17 protein-coding genes are annotated in these 20,465 nt (G+C 68.6%); 13 read left to right on the plus strand and 4 right to left on the minus strand.

The features are described 5' to 3' along the window. The first annotated feature begins 112 nt into the window (after positions 1 to 112). The 6 genes from KB221_10265 (at position 113) to phoB (ending at position 6,671) form a co-directional block, all read left to right on the plus strand. Complete coding sequence (locus KB221_10265; GenBank protein ID WIY68478.1) at positions 113 to 1,516, plus strand: ATP-binding protein; 1,404 nt, start codon at positions 113 to 115, stop codon at positions 1,514 to 1,516. A 137-nt stretch (positions 1,517 to 1,653) separates the two neighbouring features. Continuing rightward, a complete protein-coding gene (gene pstC, locus KB221_10270; GenBank protein WIY68479.1) occupies positions 1,654 to 3,096 on the plus strand; it encodes a phosphate ABC transporter permease subunit PstC in 1,443 nt (480 codons plus the stop codon). Then, a complete protein-coding gene (pstA, locus tag KB221_10275) occupies positions 3,089 to 4,375 on the plus strand; it encodes a phosphate ABC transporter permease PstA (GenBank protein WIY68480.1) in 1,287 nt (428 codons plus the stop codon). The genes pstC and pstA overlap by 8 nt, the downstream gene beginning before the upstream one ends. A gap of 4 nt (positions 4,376 to 4,379) precedes the next feature. Continuing rightward, entirely contained in the window at positions 4,380 to 5,243 is an 864-nt protein-coding gene (pstB, locus tag KB221_10280) for a phosphate ABC transporter ATP-binding protein PstB (protein WIY68481.1), read from the plus strand. Further along, positions 5,243 to 5,965 (plus strand): phosphate signaling complex protein PhoU, encoded by a 723-nt coding sequence (gene phoU / locus KB221_10285; GenBank protein WIY68482.1) that lies wholly within the window; start codon positions 5,243 to 5,245, stop codon positions 5,963 to 5,965. Before pstB ends, phoU begins: the two co-directional genes overlap by 1 nt. A gap of 16 nt (positions 5,966 to 5,981) precedes the next feature. After that, positions 5,982 to 6,671, plus strand: coding sequence for a phosphate regulon transcriptional regulator PhoB (phoB, locus tag KB221_10290; protein ID WIY68483.1), 690 nt, complete (start codon positions 5,982 to 5,984; stop codon positions 6,669 to 6,671). Here phoB and KB221_10295 read toward each other — a convergent pair. Next, positions 6,647 to 7,003 (minus strand): hypothetical protein, encoded by a 357-nt coding sequence (locus KB221_10295; protein ID WIY68484.1) that lies wholly within the window; start codon positions 7,001 to 7,003, stop codon positions 6,647 to 6,649. The genes phoB and KB221_10295 overlap by 25 nt on opposite strands. A 173-nt stretch (positions 7,004 to 7,176) precedes the next feature. Here KB221_10295 and KB221_10300 point away from each other — a divergent pair, with 173 nt between their 5' ends. Together KB221_10300 and KB221_10305 are read left to right on the plus strand one after the other, a co-directional pair. After that, positions 7,177 to 9,009: a gamma-glutamyltransferase family protein gene (locus tag KB221_10300; GenBank protein ID WIY68485.1), complete on the plus strand. Its 1,833-nt coding sequence runs from the start codon at positions 7,177 to 7,179 to the stop codon at positions 9,007 to 9,009. Continuing rightward, a complete protein-coding gene (locus KB221_10305) occupies positions 9,009 to 9,425 on the plus strand; it encodes a hypothetical protein (protein ID WIY68486.1) in 417 nt (138 codons plus the stop codon). The genes KB221_10300 and KB221_10305 overlap by 1 nt, the downstream gene beginning before the upstream one ends. A 3-nt stretch (positions 9,426 to 9,428) precedes the next feature. Here KB221_10305 and KB221_10310 read toward each other — a convergent pair whose 3' ends face one another. Next, positions 9,429 to 10,355 (minus strand): Hsp33 family molecular chaperone, encoded by a 927-nt coding sequence (locus KB221_10310; protein ID WIY68487.1) that lies wholly within the window; start codon positions 10,353 to 10,355, stop codon positions 9,429 to 9,431. 150 nt (positions 10,356 to 10,505) lie between these two features. Here KB221_10310 and KB221_10315 point away from each other — a divergent pair, with 150 nt between their 5' ends. From KB221_10315 to KB221_10335, 5 genes are all read left to right on the plus strand, one after another. Next, positions 10,506 to 11,912 carry an SDR family oxidoreductase gene (locus KB221_10315; protein ID WIY68488.1) on the plus strand — a complete coding sequence of 469 codons (1,407 nt, stop codon included), beginning with the start codon at positions 10,506 to 10,508 and terminating at the stop codon, positions 11,910 to 11,912. 53 nt (positions 11,913 to 11,965) lie between these two features. Continuing rightward, a complete protein-coding gene (gene serA, locus KB221_10320; GenBank protein WIY68489.1) occupies positions 11,966 to 13,858 on the plus strand; it encodes a phosphoglycerate dehydrogenase in 1,893 nt (630 codons plus the stop codon). A gap of 90 nt (positions 13,859 to 13,948) precedes the next feature. Continuing rightward, complete coding sequence (locus KB221_10325; protein ID WIY68490.1) at positions 13,949 to 15,760, plus strand: SGNH/GDSL hydrolase family protein; 1,812 nt, start codon at positions 13,949 to 13,951, stop codon at positions 15,758 to 15,760. Between the two features lie 214 nt (positions 15,761 to 15,974). Next, entirely contained in the window at positions 15,975 to 16,589 is a 615-nt protein-coding gene (locus KB221_10330) for a M23 family metallopeptidase (protein ID WIY68491.1), read from the plus strand. A 69-nt stretch (positions 16,590 to 16,658) separates the two neighbouring features. After that, positions 16,659 to 18,941, plus strand: coding sequence for a response regulator (locus KB221_10335; protein WIY68492.1), 2,283 nt, complete (start codon positions 16,659 to 16,661; stop codon positions 18,939 to 18,941). A 9-nt stretch (positions 18,942 to 18,950) separates the two neighbouring features. Here the strand turns inward: KB221_10335 and KB221_10340 are convergent, their stop codons facing one another. Both KB221_10340 and aceA read right to left on the minus strand, forming a co-directional pair. Beyond that, on the minus strand, positions 18,951 to 19,160 hold the full coding sequence (locus KB221_10340; GenBank protein WIY68493.1) for a hypothetical protein: 210 nt from the start codon (positions 19,158 to 19,160) through the stop codon (positions 18,951 to 18,953). A gap of 11 nt (positions 19,161 to 19,171) precedes the next feature. Next, positions 19,172 to 20,452: an isocitrate lyase gene (gene aceA / locus KB221_10345; protein ID WIY68494.1), complete on the minus strand. Its 1,281-nt coding sequence runs from the start codon at positions 20,450 to 20,452 to the stop codon at positions 19,172 to 19,174. Positions 20,453 to 20,465 lie beyond the last annotated feature (13 nt).

Consider the following 20,465-nt stretch of genomic DNA (forward strand, 5'->3'; position numbering starts at 1 on the left):
ATTAGGTTTGTAAAGGACGTTTGACAAGCGCCGCTGGACCTCCCGGCGCCCGACTGTCATGAATTCCGTGTCATGTTCGTCGCAATGAGTCGTGCGCCCGACGAAAGCGTGAATGCCCTACGAAGATTCCCTTTCTCCTGTGACGCCCCGGACCGGTTCGCGCCTGTGGACGGTCGGCGCGAGCGCAGGCATCGCCATCCTCGCCCTGATCGGCGCGGCTGCGCTGGAGCCCGACAACGCCCTCTGGCTTCTCGGTGCCGCGGCGCTGGTGGGAGTGAGCGCCTGGACCCTCAACCGCACGCCGGCGTCCGCCGCCGGTCCGGCCCCGGCGCTGGAAACCCCCGCGCCCGATACGGATGCGGCCCTGCTGGAAAGCGTGTTCGAAGCCCTGGCCGACCCTGTCCTGGTGGTGTCCGGCGGCGAGGCGGATGACATCGCCGGGCGGCGCATCGTCCTGGCCAACACCGCCGCCCGTGACCTGCTGCGCATCCAGCGCGAGGGCGGACTGCTGGTCCCCGTGCTGCGCGACCCGGCCGTGCTCGAGGCCGTGGACGAGGCTCTGTTCGGCGGCCTGACCCGTACCACCGACTACGCCGGCGTGGGGGCCCAGACCCGTCACTGGCGGGCGGTCACCCAGCCCTTGAACGATGCGCAGTCCGGGCCGCTGGCCCTCGTGGTCCTGCGCGACGAGACCGACGTGCGCCGCATGGAGCTGATGCGCGTCGATTTCCTCGCCAACGCCAGCCACGAGCTGAAGACGCCGCTGGCCTCCCTGTCCGGCTTCATCGAGACGCTCAAGGGCCACGCCCGCGACGATCCCAAGGCGCGCGACAAATTCCTCGACATCATGGCCACCCAGGCCGACCGGATGAGCCGGCTGGTCTCGGACCTGCTGTCGCTGAGCCGGATCGAGCTGAACGAACACATCCCTCCGGCGGGCCGGGTCGACCTCGCCCGCGCCGCCGCCGATGTGGTGGACGCGGTCAGCGTCCTGTCGGCCGAACGCAATGTCGTCGTCCTGCTGGAGGACCGGGATACCAGCGCCCCCGTCAACGGCGACCGGGACGAGATCCTGCAGGTCGTCCAGAACCTGGTCGACAACGCCATCAAATATTCTCCCGCCAGCGGGACGGTCGAGATCGTGATCCGGCCCGATATCGCCCTCGACGAGGCCGCAGCGCCCTGGTCCGGCGGCAATCGGGGTGCCGGCGCGACGCGCTTGCCGCTGGTCACGCCCGATCGCGAAACCGGCCAGCGCTTCGCTGCCGTCACCGTGCGCGATCACGGTCCGGGCCTGGCGCGGGAGCACCTGCCGCGCCTGACCGAGCGCTTCTATCGGGTCGAGGGCCAGAAGAGCGGGGAACGACAGGGCACGGGCCTCGGCCTCGCCATCGTCAAACACATCGTCAACCGGCATCGCGGCGGCCTGACCGTGGAAAGCGCGCCGGGACAGGGTGCCGTCTTCACAGCCTACTTCCCGGTCGCCCCGCGACGGGACGACGTGACACCTTCATGACGCGCACCCCACGCTGGGCCTTACGACGTAACAGAACTGTCATCCCCCCGTCGTAATCCGCTGACCATTCCGGGGCAGTTATCGCCGCGGGACAAACCGGGCGACCGGCCAGTCCGATTCTGCTCTCCCGGACGTCCATGACCTGGCTTTTCCTGCCGATCCTGATCGCCGCAGCCGTCGCCGCCTATGTCGGCGGCCGCGCCGTGGCGAGTCGTCGTGCGCGGACCCTGCCGGCCGGCGAACGCTCGCATTCGCGTCCGGGCCAGCACGGTGCCTATGCCCTGATCTGGACCGCGGTACCCGCCCTGATCATGCTGGTGGCGGCGAGCGTTCTCGCACCCGACATTGAGCGGCAGCTGACCGCGTCCGGCGCGCCCGAGGCGGTGCAGCAGCTCGAACCCTTCCGCCGCGAGGCCTTCTTCGCGGACGCCCGCGCCGTCGGCGACGGCCGCGCCGCCGTCCAGATCTGGCCGGCCCCCTACGCCGAACTCCTCCCCGCCGAGGGCCAACGCGCCGCGCGCATCAGCCAGATGCTGTCCCTGGGCGGCATCGTGAGCGCGGCACTGGCCGCCTTGCTGGGTGCCCTCTTCGTCTTCAGCCAGATCCGGCCGGGCATGCGGGCCCGCAACCGGGTTGAGGGCTGGATCGTCGGTCTGCTGTTCGCCTGTTCGGCCGTCGCGGTCCTGACCACGGTCGGCATCATCGCTTCGCTCGTCTACGATTCCATGCGGTTCTTCGCCTCCGTGCCGATCGCCGAATTCCTGTTCGGAACCCAGTGGAGCCCGCAAACCGCGATCCGCGCCGACCAGGTCGGTTCGACCGGTGCCTTCGGCGCCCTGCCCCTGTTCGCGGGGACCTTCCTCATCATGCTGATCGCCATGGCGGTGGCCGCGCCCGTGGGTCTGTTCTCGGCCATCTATCTGTCGGAGTACGCCGGGCCGGTGTTCCGCGCGACGGTCAAGCCGGTGCTGGAGATCCTCGCCGGCGTCCCGACCGTGGTCTACGGCTTCTTCGCCGCCCTGACCGTCGGCCCCGCTTTCCGCGCATTCTTCAACGGCCTCGGGGCCCTGATGGCCGGCGGACCGCTGGACGGCCTCGGCCAGTATCTGATGCTGGTCCAGAACCAGATGGCGCTCGTCGCCGGCATGGTCATGGGCATCATGCTGATCCCCTTCGTCAGCTCCCTGTCGGACGACATCATCAACGCCGTGCCGCAGAGCCTGCGTGACGGTTCCTATGCCATGGGGGCCACCAAGTCCGAGACGGTGAAGCGTGTGCTGCTGCCCGCCGCCCTGCCCGGCGTCGCCGGGGCCATGCTGCTGGCCATGTCGCGGGCCATCGGCGAGACCATGATCGTCACCATGGCCGCCGGCCTCGCCGCCCGCCTGACCCTGAACCCGCTGGACACCGTCACCACCGTCACGGTGCAGATCGTCACCCTGCTGACCGGCGACCAGGAGTTCAACAGCCCCAAGACCCTGTCCGCCTTCGGCCTCGGCCTGACCCTGTTCGTGGTCACCCTGATGCTGAACATCGTCGCCCAACGCATCGTCCAGACCTACCGGCAGCAGTATGACTGATACGTCTGTCACCCCGGAAATTCGCGCCCGGCGCCTGCGCGCGGGTCTGAAGCGGCGCTATGCCCGCGAGGGCCGGTTCAAACTCTATGGCCTGCTCGCCATCGGCGTCGCGGTCGGCTTCCTGCTGCTGCTGCTCGGCCGGATCATCGAACAGGGCCACACGGCCTTCTACACCCACACCATCACCGTGCCGGTCTATATGGATCCCGCCCGGGTCGATCGCGCCTATCCGCAGGGCACCAATTTCGAGTTGCTGGTTGCCGAGCAGCAGCTTGTACGCATGGGCGTCGCCGACGATGCCGCGGGCACCAAGGCCGCCGCCATGCGCAGCCTGTTCTCCTCCGAGCTCAAATTCGCCGCCGCCGCCCGCATCCAGAGCAATCCTGATCTGATCGGCCAGACCGTGCCGATCGCCGCGCCGGTGTCCGACGACGCCGACCTGTTCTTCAAGCATGAGATTTCGCGGGACACGCCCGCCGACCAGCGCCGCATCAGCGACGAACAGATCGACTGGCTGGACCGGATGAAGGCCTCCGGCCAGGTCGCTGCCCACTTCAATACCGGCCTCTTCACCAAGGGCGACTCCACCGAGCCCGAGCTGGCCGGGGTGCTCGGTGCCGTGGTCGGCTCGGCCCTGATGCTGCTGGTCACCGCCTTCATCGCCATTCCGCTGGGCGTCGGTGCGGCCCTGTATCTGGAAGAGTTCGCGCCGCGCGGCCGGATCACCGACCTGATCGAGGTCAACATCAACAACCTCGCGGCCGTGCCGTCGATCATCTACGGCCTGCTGGGTCTGGCCCTGTTCATCAACTGGATGCACCTGCCCCGCGCCAGCCCGCTGGTCGGCGGCCTGGTCCTGGCCCTGATGGCCCTGCCGACCATCATCATCGCCACCCGCTCCTCGCTGAAGGCCGTGCCGCCCTCGATCCGCGAAGCCGCCCTGGCCATGGGCGCGTCGAAGACCCAGACGGTGTTCCAGCACACCCTGCCGCTGGCCATGCCCGGCGTCATGACCGGTGCCATCATCTCCATGGCCCACGCACTCGGCGAGACCGCCCCCCTGCTGCTGATCGGCATGGTCAGCTTCATCCCGGGCATCCCCGCCTCCTTCGGCGAGCCGACCGGCGCGTTGCCGTCGCTGGTCTACATCTGGGAGAACGCGTCAGAGCGCGCCTTCCACGAACGGACGGCCGCGGCCATCCTCGTCCTCCTCGCCTTTATGATCGTCATGAACGCCGCCGCCATCTTCCTGCGGCGACGCTTTGAACGCCGGTGGTAAGATAATGAAGTTCACCCTCTTTCGCGCAGCGGACGGAACTGAGGGCGGTTCGCCCGCCGGTCCGCCCGTGATCGCGGCCCCGCCCGTCGTGCACAACTCCGCGCCGATGGGCCCGACCAAGATCGCCGCCCGCGACGTGTCCGTCTTCTACAGCGGCAAACAGGCGCTGTACGACGTCTCGCTGGACATTCCGGACAAGACCGTCACCGCCCTGATCGGCCCGTCGGGCTGCGGAAAGTCGACCTTCCTGCGGACCATGAACCGCATGAACGACACGATTACGGGCTGCAAGGTCACCGGCCGGATCGAGATGGACGGGGACGACATCAACGCGAAAGCGGTTGATCCCGTGCTGCTGCGCGCCCGGGTCGGCATGGTCTTCCAGAAGCCCAACCCCTTCCCCAAGACCATCTACGAGAACGTCGCCTACGGCCCCCGCATCCACGGTCTGGCGGCGTCGAAATCGGAGCTGGACGGCGTCGTTGAGGCCTCGCTGAAGCGCGCGGGTCTCTGGGAAGAGGTCGCCGACCGCCTGCACTCGCCCGGCACCGGCCTTTCCGGCGGTCAGCAGCAGCGTCTGGTCATCGCCCGTGCCATCGCCGTCGAGCCCGAAGTGATCCTGATGGACGAGCCCTGCTCGGCCCTGGACCCGATCGCCACCGCCCGGATCGAGGAACTGATCGACGAGCTGCGCGAGCGCTACTGCATCGTCATCGTGACCCACTCCATGGCCCAGGCCGCGCGGGTCAGCCAGCGCACCGCCTTCTTCCACATGGGTCGGCTGGTCGAGACCGGCGACACCGAGGACATCTTCACCAATCCCCGCGAGCGGCGCACGCTGGACTACATCACCGGACGATTCGGCTGATGCCCCAGCACACCGTCAAGGCCTATGGCGACGAACTCAACCAGCTGACGGCAGAGGTCGCCCGCATGGGCGGTCTCGCCGAGGCCCAGGTCGCTGACGCCGTTGATTCCGTGGCCCGGCGCGACGTCGCCCTGGCCCGCGCCGTCGTGGAGCGCGATGGCCGTCTGGACTCCATGCACCGCGACATCGAGCGCAAGGCCATCCGCCTGATCGCCCTGCGCCAGCCGGTCGCCTCCGACCTGCGCCGGACTCTCGCCTCCATGAAGCTGGCCATGGATCTGGAACGCACCGGGGACCTGGCCAAGAACATCGCCAAGCGCGGCCTGATCCTCGCCGAGGGCGAGCCGATGCAGCCCCTGACCCGTTCGATCGAGCGGATGGGCAAGCTGGTGTCCATGCGCCTGCGCGACGTGCTCGATGCCTATGCCGCGGCCGAGATCGACCGCGCCATCGCCGTCTGGAACACCGACGACGAGGTCGACGAGCACTACAACGCCCTGTTCCGCGAGCTGCTGACCTACATGATGGGCGACCCGCGCACGATCACGGCCGGGACCCACCTGCTGTTCATGGCCAAGAACCTCGAGCGGATCGGCGATCACGCCACCAATATCGCCGAAACCATCTACTACGAGATCACCGGCCAGGAGTTCACGGGCGAGCGCCCGCGCTGGAACCCCGACGCTGCCGAAGCCGCCCCCGAAACGCCGACGCCCGTCTGAACCCGGAGAATATCCCGTGCAGCCCTATGTTCTGGTGATGGAAGACGAGGACGCCCTGGCGACCCTCCTGTCCTACAACCTTGAAAAGGAAGGCTATCGCGTCGTGGTCGCCTCCGATGGCGAAGAGGGGATGCTGCAGATCGAGGAGCGTCTGCCCGATCTGGTTCTGCTGGACTGGATGCTGCCCAAACTGTCGGGGATCGAGGTCTGCCGTCGCATCCGCGGCAAGTCCGAGACCCGCAACATGCCGATCATCATGCTGACCGCGCGCGGCGAGGAAAGCGACCGGATCCGCGGCCTCGACACGGGTGCCGACGACTATCTGACCAAGCCCTTCTCGATGAGCGAACTGATCGCCCGCATCCGCGCCGTGCTCCGCCGCATCCGCCCGGGCCTGGCCGACGATCGCCTCAACCACGGTGACATCGTCATCGACCGCGTCGCCCACCGCGTCCGCCGCGCCGGCAACGAGATCCACCTGGGCCCCACCGAATTCCGCCTGCTCGACCACCTGATGCAGCACCCCGGCCGCGTCTTCAGCCGCGAGCAGCTGCTCGACGCCGTCTGGGGCTCGGACGTCTATGTCGAGGCCCGCACCGTCGACGTCCACGTCGGCCGCCTGCGCAAGGCGCTGAACGTTGAGGGCACGGTCAATCCGATCCGGACGGTCCGGTCGGCGGGCTATTCGCTCGATCTGGGCGGCTGAATCCGAACCAGCGGCGCAGTGCGCCCCAGTTCGCGGATGAGGCCGTCCTGCCCGCCCGGAAGGGCATATGAAATCGGGGCCGGGCAGCCCCGGACCGTTCGATCCAGCAACAGATAGCGCCGCACCTCCCCATCCGGCCTGTAGATCATGTCGAGCCGAAGGTCGGCCGTCCCGGACGGCTCAGCGATCCTCTGAAATCGATCGACGTCACAGAGAGTCGTGGCGGGGCCATCGGCCTCGATCACCTGCAGGCGAATCGGAGGCGCGGGCGGCGGGACAGGCCCGGTCAGCGTGGAAGGGTCCTGTATCAGCATCAGTATAAGCGGCAGCATGACAACGTCTCCGTGCGTGACCGCTATACTCCAGATCGCGAGACGCGTCATCCGGGGGCGGCTCACGGGACGAGCGAGCTGCAGCATCTCGTTCTGCCCTTGCGGGAGAACGAACGCACTTCCCTCGACGGATGAAGCGGCTAGGGTCGCCTTTCCCTGACAGGAGCCCGCTCATGCGTCGTCGCACATTCCTTTCGACCCTGCCCGCCGGTGCCCTTCTCGCCGGCGCCGGGACCGCCACCGCGGGCGCGCCTCCGGCAGCCGCACGCGCCCCGCTTCGTCAGTCCGCCCCCACCGACCCCTACGCCGGCATTGGCCCAGGCAACCGCAACAGCGGTGTCCAGTTCGTCGGTCGCTCCACGGTCTGGGGCGCGCACGGCGCCGCCGCCACGGCCCACCCCCGCGCCACCCTGATCGGCATCGACACCCTGCGGCGCGGCGGTTCGGCCATCGATGCGGCCATCGCCATCAACGCGGCCCTCGGCTTCCTCGAGCCGACCGCCAACGGCATCGGCGGCGACGCCTTCTGCATGCTGTGGGACCCGGCGCAGCGGAAGGTCGTCGGCTTCAACGGTTCCGGAAACAGTCCCCTCGCGTTGTCGCTGGAGACGGCCCGGTCGAAGAAGGCCGAGGACGGCTATCTGCCGCCCTATGGCGCGGTCACGGTCAATGTCCCGGGCACGGTCGACGCCTGGTGGAGCGCCCACCAGCGCTACGGCAAACTGCCCTGGGCCGACGTCCTGCTGCCCGTCGCCGAGCTGTGCGAGGAGGGCGTGCCCATGCCCCAGCTCATCGCCTGGTACCTTCAGCGCAACATGGCGGGGTTCGATCGCCGCGCGGGGATCATCGAGGAGAACGACAACCGCAAGCGGGTCTACGCCCCCGACGGCCGTACGCCCGCGGTCGGCGAAGTCTTCGCCAACCCCGACCTCGGCCGGACCCTGCGCCTGATCGCCGAGGGCGGTCGTGACGCCTTCTATGAGGGGGTCATCGCCGACCACATCGAACGCTATTTCCGTCGCATCGGCGGCTGGATGACCAAGGCCGATCTGGCACCGCACCGCACCGAATGGGTCGAGCCGATCCGCACCGACTATCGCGGCGTCGAGGTCTATGGGCTCGGGCCGAACACCCAGGGCCTGTCGACCAATCAGATCCTCAACATCTGTGAGCGGTTCGACCTCAAGGGCATGGGTTTCCAGTCCGCCGCCTCGATCCACCACCAGGCCGAGGCCAAGCGTCTGGCGTTCGAGGACCGGGCCAAATGGTTCGCCGACGACCGTTTCAGCCGCACGCCGGTCGAATGGCTGAACTCCAAGGCCTATGCCGCCGAACGCGCCGCCCTGATCCGCCCCGACCGGGTCATGGACCGCGCCTTCCCCGGCGACGCCCCGACGCAGGGCGACACGACCTATTTCAGCGTCGCCGACAAGGACGGCATGATGGTCAGCTGGATCCAGTCCAACTATCGCGGCATGGGCTCCGGCCTCGTCCCCGACGGCCCCGACGGCCGGACGCTGGGCTTCATGTTCCAGGACCGCGGCGAGCTGTTCGCCCTGACCGACGGCCATCCCAACGTCTACGCCCCCGGCAAGCGGCCCTTCCACACCATCATCCCCGGCTTCGCCTGTAAGGACGGCGAGCCCTGGATGGCCATGGGCGTGATGGGCGGCGGCATGCAGCCGCAGGGGCAGGCCCAGATCATCATCAATATGGTCGACTACGGCCTCGACCCGCAGGAAGCCGGCGACGCCCCGCGCTGGCAGCATGAAGGCTCGTCGGAGCCGACGGGCCATCCGTCCGAAGGTGTCGGCACCCTGTTCCTCGAGACCGGGGTCCCGGCCGCCACCAAGGCGCAGCTGGCGGCCATGGGCTGGGTCCTGGGCGGGCCGAACGGCGGCTTCGGCGGCTATCAGAATGTGGTGCGGCAGGTGAACGGGCGCGGGCCCTGGACCTATGGCGCGGCGACGGAGATGCGCAAGGACGGCATCGCCCTGGCCTACTGATGGCGGACATGGACCTCACGGGCCGGTGGACCGGCGTCTATTTCTACCCCACGGATCCGGTTCAGAATCCCTTCGATGACTGCCCGCCGACGCCGTTCACAGCCGAATTGAGGGATACGGCGGGCCTCGTAACGGGCACGACATCGGAGCCGGACGTGATGTACGGCAACGCTGATATTCCATCGATCATCGACGGCAGTCACGACGGCAGCACCCTTCGCTTCGTCAAGTTCAGCGAAGCGCCAGAAGGGTTCGAAGACGCAATCAACTACGACGGGGCGATCTCGAAGGATGGCCTGACCATTGACGGTGGGTGGAGCATCCCGGGAGGGTGGTCGGGGACATTCCGCATGCAACGCCAGTCCGGCGCGGCTGCAAGTCGCGAAGCCGAGGCGGCGGACAGCATCACCCGATAGAGGTCAGCCCGCCGCGATCTCTTCCGGCTCCAGCTCATAGACCGTCGCGCAGTATTCGCACGTCACGCGGATCTTGCCGTCGGCCTCGACCATGTCCGCCCGCTCGGCCGCGTCGAAGGAGGTCAGCACACTGGCGATCCGCTCGCGCGAGCAGCGGCACTGCGCCACCAGCGCCCGGGCGTCCTCCAGCCGCACCCCGTCCTCGTGGAACAGTCGGTACAGCAGGGTCTCGGGCGTGATCGTCGGGTCCAGAAGCTCATCATCGGCCAGGGTCTGGAACAGGGCCCGCGAGCGGTCCCAGACCTCCTCGGTCGAGCCGCGGGCGTCGTCGCCGGCGATCAGCTGGATCAGCGCCCCGCCGGCGCGCCAGCCTGCGCCCCCGCCGGTGACCACCGACCCGACCGCCAGCCGCACCTTGGTCGGGATCTGCTCGGACTGCTGGAAATAGTGTTCGGCCGCCAGCGACAGGCTCTCGCCCTCAATCGGGGTGATGCCCTGGGTCCGCTCGAAGTCCGGGCCGCGGTCGAGCGTCATGACGAACACCCCCTGCCCCAGCAGCGAGCGCGCGCCCGGCCGGGCGAAGCCCTGCGACGCCGCCGCGACCTCGTCCTCGTCGAAACGGCAATAGCCGCGCATATGGCCGTTGGTGTCATAGTCGGCCACGACATAGCGCACCGGCCCGTCGCCCTGCGCCTGGACGATCAGCCGGCCCTCGAACTTCAGGCTGGAGCCCACCAGCGCCGCCAAAGCGCAGGCCTCGCCCAGAAGGGCGGCCACGGGCTCGGGGTAGGCGTGGGCCGACAGGATGGCATCGATCGTCTCGCCCAACCGCACGATACGACCGCGCACGGGCCAGCCCTCGATCTGGAAGGCGGCGGCCAGATCGTCGACGGGCGCGGGGGCGGCGTGGTCATGCGCGTGATCGGTCACGGGCGGTCCTCGAAACAGCGAAACAGGGGAAGCGCCGTCAGATAGGCGCACCAGTCGCGAATGGTAAGGCCTGCGTGCTACAGCAGGAGCCGGCGGGGTTTCGGCCCCGTTCCCAGCAGCCCGATCCGAACACACCGACCCGGCGGTTTCATGACCAAAGCGACGCTCAAGCCCCTGAACCAACAGTCCATCGTGATCACCGGCGCCACCTCCGGCATCGGACTGGCGACGGCGCGCCGGGCGGCGCGGGCCGGAGCCTGCGTCTTCCTGATCGCGCGGGGCGAAGCCGACCTGAAGGCCCTGTGCGAGGAACTGCAGGCGACAGGCGCGCGGGCAGCCTGGGCCGTCGCCGACGTCGCCGACCACGCGGCCCTGTCCGAAGCAGCCGAAAAATGCGTCCGCCTGTTCGGCGGCTTCGACACCTGGGTCAACAACGCCGGCGTCTCCATCTACGGCGCGATCAGCGCCACAAACCTGGACGACCAGCGGCGGCTGTTCGAGACCAACTACTGGGGCGTGGTCAACGGCTCGCTGGTCGCGGCCGAGCACCTGCGCAAGCGGTACAACGGCGGGGCCATCGTCAATGTCGGCTCGATCCTGTCCGACGCCCCCCTGCCGATCCAGGGCGTCTATTCCGCCTCCAAACATGCGGTGAAGGGCTTCACCAACGCCCTGCGCATGGAGCTGATGCGCGAGGACGCCGCGATTACCGTCAGTCTCGTCAAGCCGGCGGCGGTCGACAGCCCCTACAGCAAACACGCCCGCAACCTAACCGGCTATGCGACCCAGAACCCCCAGCCGGTCTATGCGACCCACGTCGTGGCCGACACCATCCTCTACTGCGCCAGCCATCCGATCCGCGAGATCACCGTCGGCGGCGGCGGCCGGCTGATCGCCAGCTTCTATTCGGTCCTGCCCGGTCTGGCGGAACCACTCTTCGCCCGGTTCGCTCCTTCCCTGATGCGGGACAGGAGTTCCGCCTATGAGCCGTACGACGACGGGCTGTACGACCCGAGCGACGACGGCCTCGCAGAAGAGGTTCACTATCCGATGGTCCGTCAGTTCTCCGCCCTCGCCGAAGTCCGCAAACATCCCGGCGTCGCCAGCGGTGTCCTCGCCGTTCTCGCCGGCGTCGGCATCGCCGCCCTGCTGCTGAACCAGCGCAGTGGCCCGACGCGCTACGAGCGCATCCGCGGCCGCATCGACCCGCGTGGCTGGATCGATACCGACGCCCTGCGCGACCGTTTCGGCGGCCTGGCCGACACCGTGCGACACAGCCTGTCCGAAGCCGGCGAGCGCGCCTCCGATCTGGGCGAGGACGCGCGGCATCGCGGTGAGAAATTCATCCACGGCGCGCGACATTCCTCGCGCAAGGCCTTGAAGAAGCACGGCAAGACCGCTCGTCGCTACGCCCATGACGCCGGCGACTACGCGCGCGACCATGCGAAGGAAGGCGGTGCCCTTCTGGCCGTCGCGACCATCGCCGCCGCCATCGGTGCCGCCGCGCTTGACGTCCGCCGCCCCGACAGCCGCATCCGCAGCCTCGGCAAGTTCTAGGGCCCGGCCACTCTCTTATTGCTGCAAGTGCGAAGGTCGGCCAAGGTCAGCGCATGGCTGAGCCGACCACCTATGTCTTTGACTTCGACTCGACGCTCGTGCGCATCGAGACACTGGAGGTTCTGGCCGACATCGCCCTGGCCGGCGCGCCCGACGCCGCCGCGATCCGCGCCGAGGTCGCCGCCCTGACCGATCAGGCGATGGCGGGGGATCTTCCCTTCGGCGAGGCGCTGCGCCGCCGGCTCGCCCTGCTCCCGCTGACGCGCGCCCATCTTGCGGAGCTGGCGAACCGCATCCTCGACGAGGGCACGCCCTCGGTGCGCCGCAACCTGCGCTTCTTCCGCGAGAACGCCGGCCGGATCGTCATCCTGTCAGGCGGCTTCCGCGAGATCATTGCCCCCCTCGCCGCCCATCTGCACATCCCGGCGGACCAGGTGTTGTGCAACGACCTGCTGTACGACGCTGAAGGCCGGGTCGCGGGCGTGGATCAGGCCAATCCCCTGTCGCAGGCAGGCGGCAAGCCGGCCGTCATCCGCGCCCTCGGCCTGCCCGGCCCTGTAGTCATGATCGGCGACGGCTGGACCGACGCCGAGGTCAAACTGGCCGGAGCCGCCGACCGCTTCCACGCCTTCACCGAAATCGTCCGCCGCGAGCGCGTCGTCGCCGCCGCCGACGCCGAGGCCCCGTCGATAGACGAGTTCCTGCACGCCGAAGGCCTCGCCGGCCGCTGGTCCTATCCGCGCAGCCGCATCCGCATCCTGCTGCTCGAAAACATCCACCCCGCCGCCGTCGAACGGCTCGAGGAGGCCGGCTACACGGTCGAATCGCAGAAGGGCGCGCTGGACGAGGACGCCCTGATCGAGGCGATCCGCGGCGTCCATGTGCTGGGCGTCCGCTCCAAGACCCAGGTCAGCGCCCGCGTGCTGGAGGCCGCCGACCGGCTGATGGCCGTGGCCGCCTTCTGCATCGGCACCAACCAGATCGACCTCGACGCGGCGGCGGCCAGGGGCATCGCCGTGTTCAACGCCCCGTATTCCAACACCCGTTCGGTCGTCGAACTGGCCGTCGGCCTGACCATCGCCCTGCTGCGCGACGTCGCCGACAAGTCCGCCGCCATGCACCGCGGCGTCTGGAACAAGTCCGCGACCGGCTCTCGGGAACTCCGGGGCAAGACCCTTGGGATCGTCGGCTACGGTGCCATCGGCTCGCAGCTGTCCGTGCTGGCCGAGGGTCTGGGCATGCGGGTCATCTTCCACGATCTGACCGAGCGGCTGTCGCTCGGCAATGCCCGCCGCATGGCCTCGCTGGACGCCCTGCTGGCCGAAAGCGACGTCGTCAGCCTGCATGTCGACGGCCGGACGGAAAACACGGCGCTAATCGGCGCAGGCCAACTGTCCCGGATGAAGGACGGTGCCCTGCTGCTGAACCTGTCACGCGGCCATGTCGTCGACGTCGGTGCCCTGGCGCAGGCGTTGGGGTCCGGCCGTATCGGCGGGGCGGCCGTGGACGTCTTCCCCGAGGAGCCCGCCACCAACGCCGACCCGTTCGACAGCCCGCTGCGCGGCCTCGCCAATGTGATCCTGACGCCGCACATCGGCGGATCGACCGAGGAGGCCCAGGAGGCCATCGGCGCCTTCGCCGCCGAGCGGCTGCTGGCCTATCTGAACCGGGGCGACACCACCTTCTGCGTCAACCTGCCCAATGTGCAGCTCGCCGAGGTCGACGGAGCGCACCGTATCCTGCACATCCACCGCAACCAGCCCGGCGTCCTGGCCGAGCTGAACCGCGCCCTCGCCGCCGCCGGCCTGAACATTCTCGGACAGCATCTGAAGACCGACGAACGCACCGGATATGTCATCACCGACGTCGACCGCGACTACGATCCAGAGGCGCTGCAGACCCTGCGCACTGTGGCCGGAACGCTGCGGTTCCGGATGTTGCACTAGAAGCTTCCCCAGCGGCATCTTGCGCAGGCGAAAAACCAGCCCACAGTGGAATCCAACGGTCGCATGATGACGGCCGAGGGAGGATCATCGATGTCACGTTTCCTGCGCAACGCGGCGCTTGCCGCACTGACTGTGGCCGCCGTGGGCGGTGTCGCGTCAGCCGCCAGCGCCCAATCCTACAATCGCCTCGTCGTTTTCGGCGACAGCCTGAGCGACAACGGCAACCTGTTTGCCGCGACAGGCGGCGCCAGCCCGACTGCGCCCAATTTCCAGGGCCGGTTCTCGAACGGCCAGGTGTTCACTGAACTGCTGGGCTTCAACGCCGGACGTTCCGCGGCCGGGGCTTCCGTGACCGGCAGCATCAACTACGCCTACGGTGGCGCGCGGACGGACAGCTCCGCCTTCCCGCCCGGAATGCGCAACCAGCTGCTGGCCTATACGGGCGCCGGCGGCACCTTCCGCTCCACCGACCTGGTCAGCATCCTCGGCGGTGCCAACAACATCTTCCAGGGCCTGCCGGCCGCCGGCGCCTCGCCGAACCCGACCGGTGCCATCGCGCCCGTCATCTCGGCCGCGGCCGCTGACATGACGTTCCTCGTCAACAGCATCGCCGCTGCCGGTGCCGGCACCATCCTCGTCGGCAACATCCCCAGCCTCGGAGGCGCGCCGGCGTTCCGCGGCACCGCTGCCGCTCCGCTCGCGGAGTTCGCCGGCACCTCGTTCAACAGCGCCCTGCTGGCCGGACTGATGACGACGGCCGCGGCCCGTCCGGGCACCAACATCATCCTGTTCGATATCTACAAGATCGGTGCGGCCCTGACTGCGAACCCCGGGGCCTTCGGCCTGACCAACGTCACCGACGCCTGCTTCAACGGCATTACGGTCTGCGCGACGCCCAACACCTATCTGTTCTGGGACGGCGTTCACCCGACCGCCGCCGGCCACCAGCTGATCGCCCGACTGGCCAATGACTATCTCTACTACGGCGACATCGGTGCCCAATCGACCGTCCAGGCCGAAACCGGCTTCCGCCAGCGTGAAGACCTGCTGGATCTCTCCAGCGAAGGCATGTCGGGTCGCGCGGACTGGCAGGCCGGGACCCACCTGACCTTCGGCGCCATCGGCGACAGCGTCGAAACCGACGCCCGGGGATCCGTGGCGGCCTCCGACACCACCGGCTACGGCATCCGGGCCGGGCTGGACCACGTCATGTCCCCGAGCGCGCGCTTCGGCTTCGCCGCAACCTACCGCACCGCCGACGTCGAGGCCGGTGCCATGGCCTTCGACGTCCAGTCGTATGCCTTCGACATGTACGGCGGCTGGCGCTCGGGCGGCACCTTCATCAACGCGACCGCGGGCGGTTCGGTCGAACACTATGACGACATCACCCGCATGACGTCGCTGGCTCCGGTCATCCACACCGGCGACACGACGGGTGGCAGCATCGGCGCCCGCGTCCAGGGTGGTTTCTGGATGGACATGGGCGGCATCGCCCTGTCGCCGCGCGTCGCCGTCAACTGGGTCTCGACGGACGTCAACGGCTATATCGAACAGGGTCCGGCGGCCCAGTACAGCTACCAGGACCGCACGGTCCAGGCCGCCAGCGGCGAGTTCACCCTCCGGGCCGAAGGCGGCGGCGAAGGCATGAGCTTCTTCGTCGAGGGCGGCTATCGCGACAGCTTCGCTGACAGCAGCGACGCCGTTCGCACCGGCATCGCCGGCAACCCGGCGCAGATCCTGGCCCGCGAGATCGAGGACCCGTTCGGCGGTTCCCTGATCGCCTCGGCCGGTGTCGATGCCGATCTGGGCCCGGTGAAGATGACCGTGGGCTACCGCGGCCGCTTCGGCGACACCGCCAACAGCCATGTCGGGGCCATCTCCTTCAGCCTCCCGCTGCAGTAGACCCTCCACAGCCTGAAAACGGGGCGCGCGATCTTCGGGTCGCGCGCCCTTTTTCGTTCCCGGCCTGCGACGTCCTGCCGCCCCCGCCTGCCCCAAAGTCGCCCCACGGAGTCTTAGAACGGCGCTCTTCCGGTCGCTGGCCGCAGTGTGTCGCTCGTTGCGGCCGCCGGCGCCCCCTCCCGCTCGTTGAGCCGAAGACGGAGCCGACGCCGCCATGCGACGCCTGTTGCCGACCGCCCGGTCGTTCCTCATCCACTCCGGCCAGGCCGCCAGCCTCGCCGCCGTCGCCGTGCTGGCCATGGCCGCCGCGCCCCTGACCGACGCCCCTCGTGCGGCACGGGTCGAAGCCCCTTCCGTGCCGGAAGCGCCGCCGATGACCGCCGTCGCAGAGCCGGCCGGGCCCGTCACCCGGCTGATCGCCTTCGAGGCCCCGGTCCGGAACCATGAGATCAACTCGCCCTTCGGCCTGCGCCGCCTGCCCGGTCAGGCCGCCCGCAACCACGAGGGCGTGGATATCGCCGCGCCCTGGGGCACAGGCGTCTATGTCGCCGCCGAGGGATCGGTCCTGCGAACCGGCTATGATCCGGCCGGCTACGGGCGCTTTGTCGAGATCCGCCACCCGAATGGCATGACCACCCTCTACGGCCACCTCAGTCGGCTGGACGTGGCCTCCGGAGACGCCGTCGAAGCCGGCGCACGGATCGGTCTGGTCGGGTCCACGGGCCGCTCGACCGGGCCCCACCTGCATTTCGAGGTCCGCCGCGGCGATCGTCAGGTCAATCCGGTCAAGGTCATGGGCCGCGCCTTCGAAGTCGTCGTCGCCGCCTGACGACAAGCCTGACCGTTGCCCACGGTTTCTTCACCCCTTGGTGCCAGACTGGCGCTCGAAGGGGGCGTTTTGGACCACATCCTGTACTCCATCACGACCGAGCATGACGCCCGCTGGCTGCTGGCCGCGGCGCTGATCTGCATCATCGGGCTGTCGACAGCCATGCAGTTGCTCGGTGTCGGCCGGGAACAGACCGGAACCCGGCGCCGAAACACGACCCTGCTGGCCGCCTTCATCTCGGGCCTGGCTGTATTCACCACCCATTTCGTGGCCCTTCACGGCTATCAGCCCGGACAGGAGATCCGCTACGCCGTCTGGCCGACGGTCGGGTCCTTCGTCCTCGCGCTCGGCAGCTTCGGCCTGGCCGCCGCAATCGTGATGGTTCGCCCGAACCGCCTCTACCGTGGCCTCGCGGCGCTTGTCGCCCTGGCTGGTGTCTCGGGCATGCATTTCGCCGGGATCGCCGGTCTGCAGTTGGCCGGCAGTATCAGCTGGCAGCCCGGCATGGCCGCCCTCGCGATCGGCGGAGCCCTGGCCATTGGCCTGGTGACCGGCGGCCTCGTCTATGGCCCTGGACTGCTGCGCAGGCTGCTGACGGCCTCCGGTGGCGCGGTGGCCGTGGCCTTCCTGCACTTCACGGCGATGAGCGGGATCGTGGTCACGCCCCGGGCCCAGGTCGACACAGCCCTGACCGTCTCTGGCGTCGTCATGGCGGGAGTCATCGTGGCCATGGTCGCGGCCATCATTGGCGTTACCGCCGTTGTCGCCTGGATGAGCTGGGCCTCGCAGTCCGGTGCCCTGAGGCGGCTCCGTGAGGCGATGGACGCCATGCCGGACGGCATGGCCTACTATGACGCCGAGGACCGGCTGGTGCTGTGGAACCAGCGCTATGAGGAGCTGGTTCCGGAACTGTCCCCGTCGCTCAGGGTTGGCGCGACCTTCCGCGAGCTCATCGAGATCGGCCTGGCGCAGGACCTTTATTCCGACGCACGCGGGCGGCAGGCCGAATGGTTCCAGGACCGGCTATCCTCGCGCCAGGCCCTGACCACCACAAAGGAACAGCAGCTGGCTGACGGCCGCTGGATTCGGGCCTCAGACCGCCGCACCGCCGCCGGCGGTATCGTCACCGTCTGCACCGATATCACCGACCTGAAGAACGACGCCCGCGCCCTGGCCGAGGCCCGTGACGTGGCCCAGTCGGCCAGCAGCGCCAAGAGCCAGTTCCTCGCCAATATGAGCCACGAGATTCGCACGCCGCTGAATGGCGTCATCGGCGTGGCCCAGGCCCTGGCGAAAACGCCCCTGTCGTCCCAGCAGGAAGAAATGCTGGAGCTGATCCACTCTTCCGGCCACACGCTTCAGGTCCTGCTCAGTGACATCCTGGACCTCGCCCGCGTCGAATCCGGCCGTCTGGAACTGTCCAGTGACACCTTCCATCTCGGCCGCGCCGTGCGCGAGGCGGCGCAGCTCTATGAGACGTCCGCGGAGGCCAAGGGTCTGCAATTCTTCGTCGAAATCGCGCCCGAGGCGGACGGCTGGATCATCGGCGATGTCGTCCGCATCAAGCAGATCCTGACCAACCTCGTGTCCAATGCGGTCAAGTTCACCGGCACCGGCTTCGTCAGCATGACCGCGGCTCCCGGGCCCGAACGGGCCGGTTCACCGACATTGCGCTTCTCGATCGAGGACACCGGCATCGGCTTCGACAGCGAGACCCGCGACCGTCTGTTCAGCCGTTTCGAACAGGCCGACGGTGCCATCACGCGTCGCTTCGGCGGTTCGGGCCTCGGCCTCGCCATCTCGCGTCAGCTGGCGGAGATGATGGGCGGTTATCTGGACTGCGAGAGCGAGCCCGGTGGTGGTTCGGCCTTCATCCTGACCATCCCGTTCAACGCCGCCGAAGCGCCCGCCGCCAAGGTCGATGAAATCTGCCAGCCGACGGACGGCGAAGCCGCCACCGTCCGCGTGCTCCTGGCCGACGACCATCCGGTGAACCGCAAGGTGGTCGAGATGATCCTGGCCCAGGCAGACGTCGAGCTGACGTCGGTCGAAAACGGCGCCGAGGCGGTCCAGGCCTGCCAGGACGGCGATTTCGACATCATCCTCATGGACATGCAGATGCCGGTGATGGACGGCCTGACCGCGACCCGCGAGATCCGGCTGAACGAGGCGGCGATGGGTCTGTCGCGCACGCCCATCGTCATGCTCACCGCCAACGCCCTCGCCGAACACATCGCGGCCGCCGAGGCCGCCGGCGCGGACCGCCATCTGGCCAAGCCGTTCGACGCCGCCGAACTGCTCCAGCTGGTCGCGACCCTGCCGCTGGCCGCCGCAGCCGCCATCGCCGCCTGATCCCACGCCCTATTCGTAGCCGTGCGCGGCCTCGTTGATGACCTGCGAGGGCATGCGCGAGAAGTCGACGCTGACCGGCTGCGCCGCCCGGGCGCGGAAGGTCTTGATGACGTGCTCGAGGCGGCGACGCACCTCGCGCTCGGCCTCGGTGCCGGTATCGAGATTCAACGGGGCGAGGCAGAAATCGATGATGGCCGTAGGGCTGCTCAGGGGCTGCATGGTCTCTCTCCTTACTCGGCCGCCACGAACTGGGCGGTCTCGGTGGAATCCTTCAGGGCGGTGGTCGACGACTGGCCGTTCGAAATGACGGTGGCGACCTGGTCGAAATAGCCGGTGCCGACCTCGCGCTGGTGGCGGGTGGCGGTGTAGCCGGCGGCCTCGTTGGCGAACTCGCGCTGCTGCAGCTCGGAATAGGCCGCCATGCCGCGGTCGCGGTAGCCGTCGGCGAGTTCGAACATGGCGTTGTTCAGGCTGTGGAAGCCGGCGAGGGTCACGAACTGGAATTTGTAGCCCATGGCCCCCAGCTCGCGCTGGAATTTGGCGATGGTGGCGTCATCCAGCTTGGCCTTCCAGTTGAACGACGGCGAGCAGTTGTAGGCCAGCAGCTTGCCGGGATGCTCCTTGTGCACCGCCTCGGCGAAGCGGCGGGCGTCGTCCAGATCGGGGTGGGAGGTCTCCCACCAAAGGACGTCGGCGTATTTGGCGTAGCTCAGGCCACGGGCGATGCAGTGGTCGAGACCCGTGCCCTCCTTCAGGCGGAAGAAGCCCTCCGGCGTGCGGTTGTCGCGGTCGATGAAGGGCCGGTCGCGCTCGTCCACGTCCGAGGTGATCAACTGGGCGCTCTCGGCGTCGGTGCGGGCCACGATCAGGGTCGGGGCACCCATGACGTCAGCGGCCAGGCGGGCGGCGATCAGGTTCCGCTCATGCGCCTGGGTCGGGATCAGGACCTTGCCGCCGAGGTGGCCGCACTTCTTCTCCGACGCCAGCTGGTCCTCGAAATGGACGCCCGCGGCTCCCGCCTCGATGAAGGCCTTCATGATTTCGAAGCTGTTCAGCGGCCCGCCGAAGCCGGCCTCGGCGTCGGCCACGATGGGGACGAACCAGTCACGCTTGGCTCCGCCCTCGGCGTGTTCGATCTGGTCGGCGCGTTGCAGGGTGCGATTGATGCGGCGGCACAGTTCCGGCGCGGCGTTGGCCGGGTAGAGCGACTGGTCCGGATACATGGCCCCGGCGGTGTTGGCGTCGGCGGCGACCTGCCAGCCCGACAGATAGATGGCCTTCAGCCCGGCCCGCACCATCTGCATGGCCTGGTTGCCGGTCACGGCACCAAGGGCGTTCACGAACGGCTCCTCGTGCAGCAGCTCCCACAGGCGGTTGGCACCGCGCTCCGCCAGGGTGTGGGTGATCGGCACCGACCCGCGCAGGCGACGCACGTCTTCCGGCGTATAGGGCCGTTCAATGCCGTCGAAGCGACCGACGGGCGACGGAACGAGATGGGCGAAGCTGGTCATGACGGTCTCGGCT

The organism is Aquidulcibacter paucihalophilus (assembly GCA_030285985.1).
GTDB lineage: Bacteria > Pseudomonadota > Alphaproteobacteria > Caulobacterales > Caulobacteraceae > Brevundimonas.

Coding starts and splice junctions, on each gene's coding strand:
- KB221_10340 (WIY68493.1), bottom strand. CDS start 19,160: ATGCAGCCCCTGAGCAGCCCTACGGCCATCATCGATTTCTGCCTCGCC.
- KB221_10300 (WIY68485.1), top strand. CDS start 7,177: ATGCGTCGTCGCACATTCCTTTCGACCCTGCCCGCCGGTGCCCTTCTC.
- KB221_10325 (WIY68490.1), top strand. CDS start 13,949: ATGTCACGTTTCCTGCGCAACGCGGCGCTTGCCGCACTGACTGTGGCC.
- serA (WIY68489.1), top strand. CDS start 11,966: ATGGCTGAGCCGACCACCTATGTCTTTGACTTCGACTCGACGCTCGTG.
- phoU (WIY68482.1), top strand. CDS start 5,243: ATGCCCCAGCACACCGTCAAGGCCTATGGCGACGAACTCAACCAGCTG.
- KB221_10330 (WIY68491.1), top strand. CDS start 15,975: ATGCGACGCCTGTTGCCGACCGCCCGGTCGTTCCTCATCCACTCCGGC.
- KB221_10295 (WIY68484.1), bottom strand. CDS start 7,003: ATGCTGCCGCTTATACTGATGCTGATACAGGACCCTTCCACGCTGACC.
- KB221_10315 (WIY68488.1), top strand. CDS start 10,506: ATGACCAAAGCGACGCTCAAGCCCCTGAACCAACAGTCCATCGTGATC.
- KB221_10305 (WIY68486.1), top strand. CDS start 9,009: ATGGCGGACATGGACCTCACGGGCCGGTGGACCGGCGTCTATTTCTAC.
- pstA (WIY68480.1), top strand. CDS start 3,089: ATGACTGATACGTCTGTCACCCCGGAAATTCGCGCCCGGCGCCTGCGC.
- KB221_10265 (WIY68478.1), top strand. CDS start 113: ATGCCCTACGAAGATTCCCTTTCTCCTGTGACGCCCCGGACCGGTTCG.
- pstC (WIY68479.1), top strand. CDS start 1,654: ATGACCTGGCTTTTCCTGCCGATCCTGATCGCCGCAGCCGTCGCCGCC.
- aceA (WIY68494.1), bottom strand. CDS start 20,452: ATGACCAGCTTCGCCCATCTCGTTCCGTCGCCCGTCGGTCGCTTCGAC.
- pstB (WIY68481.1), top strand. CDS start 4,380: ATGAAGTTCACCCTCTTTCGCGCAGCGGACGGAACTGAGGGCGGTTCG.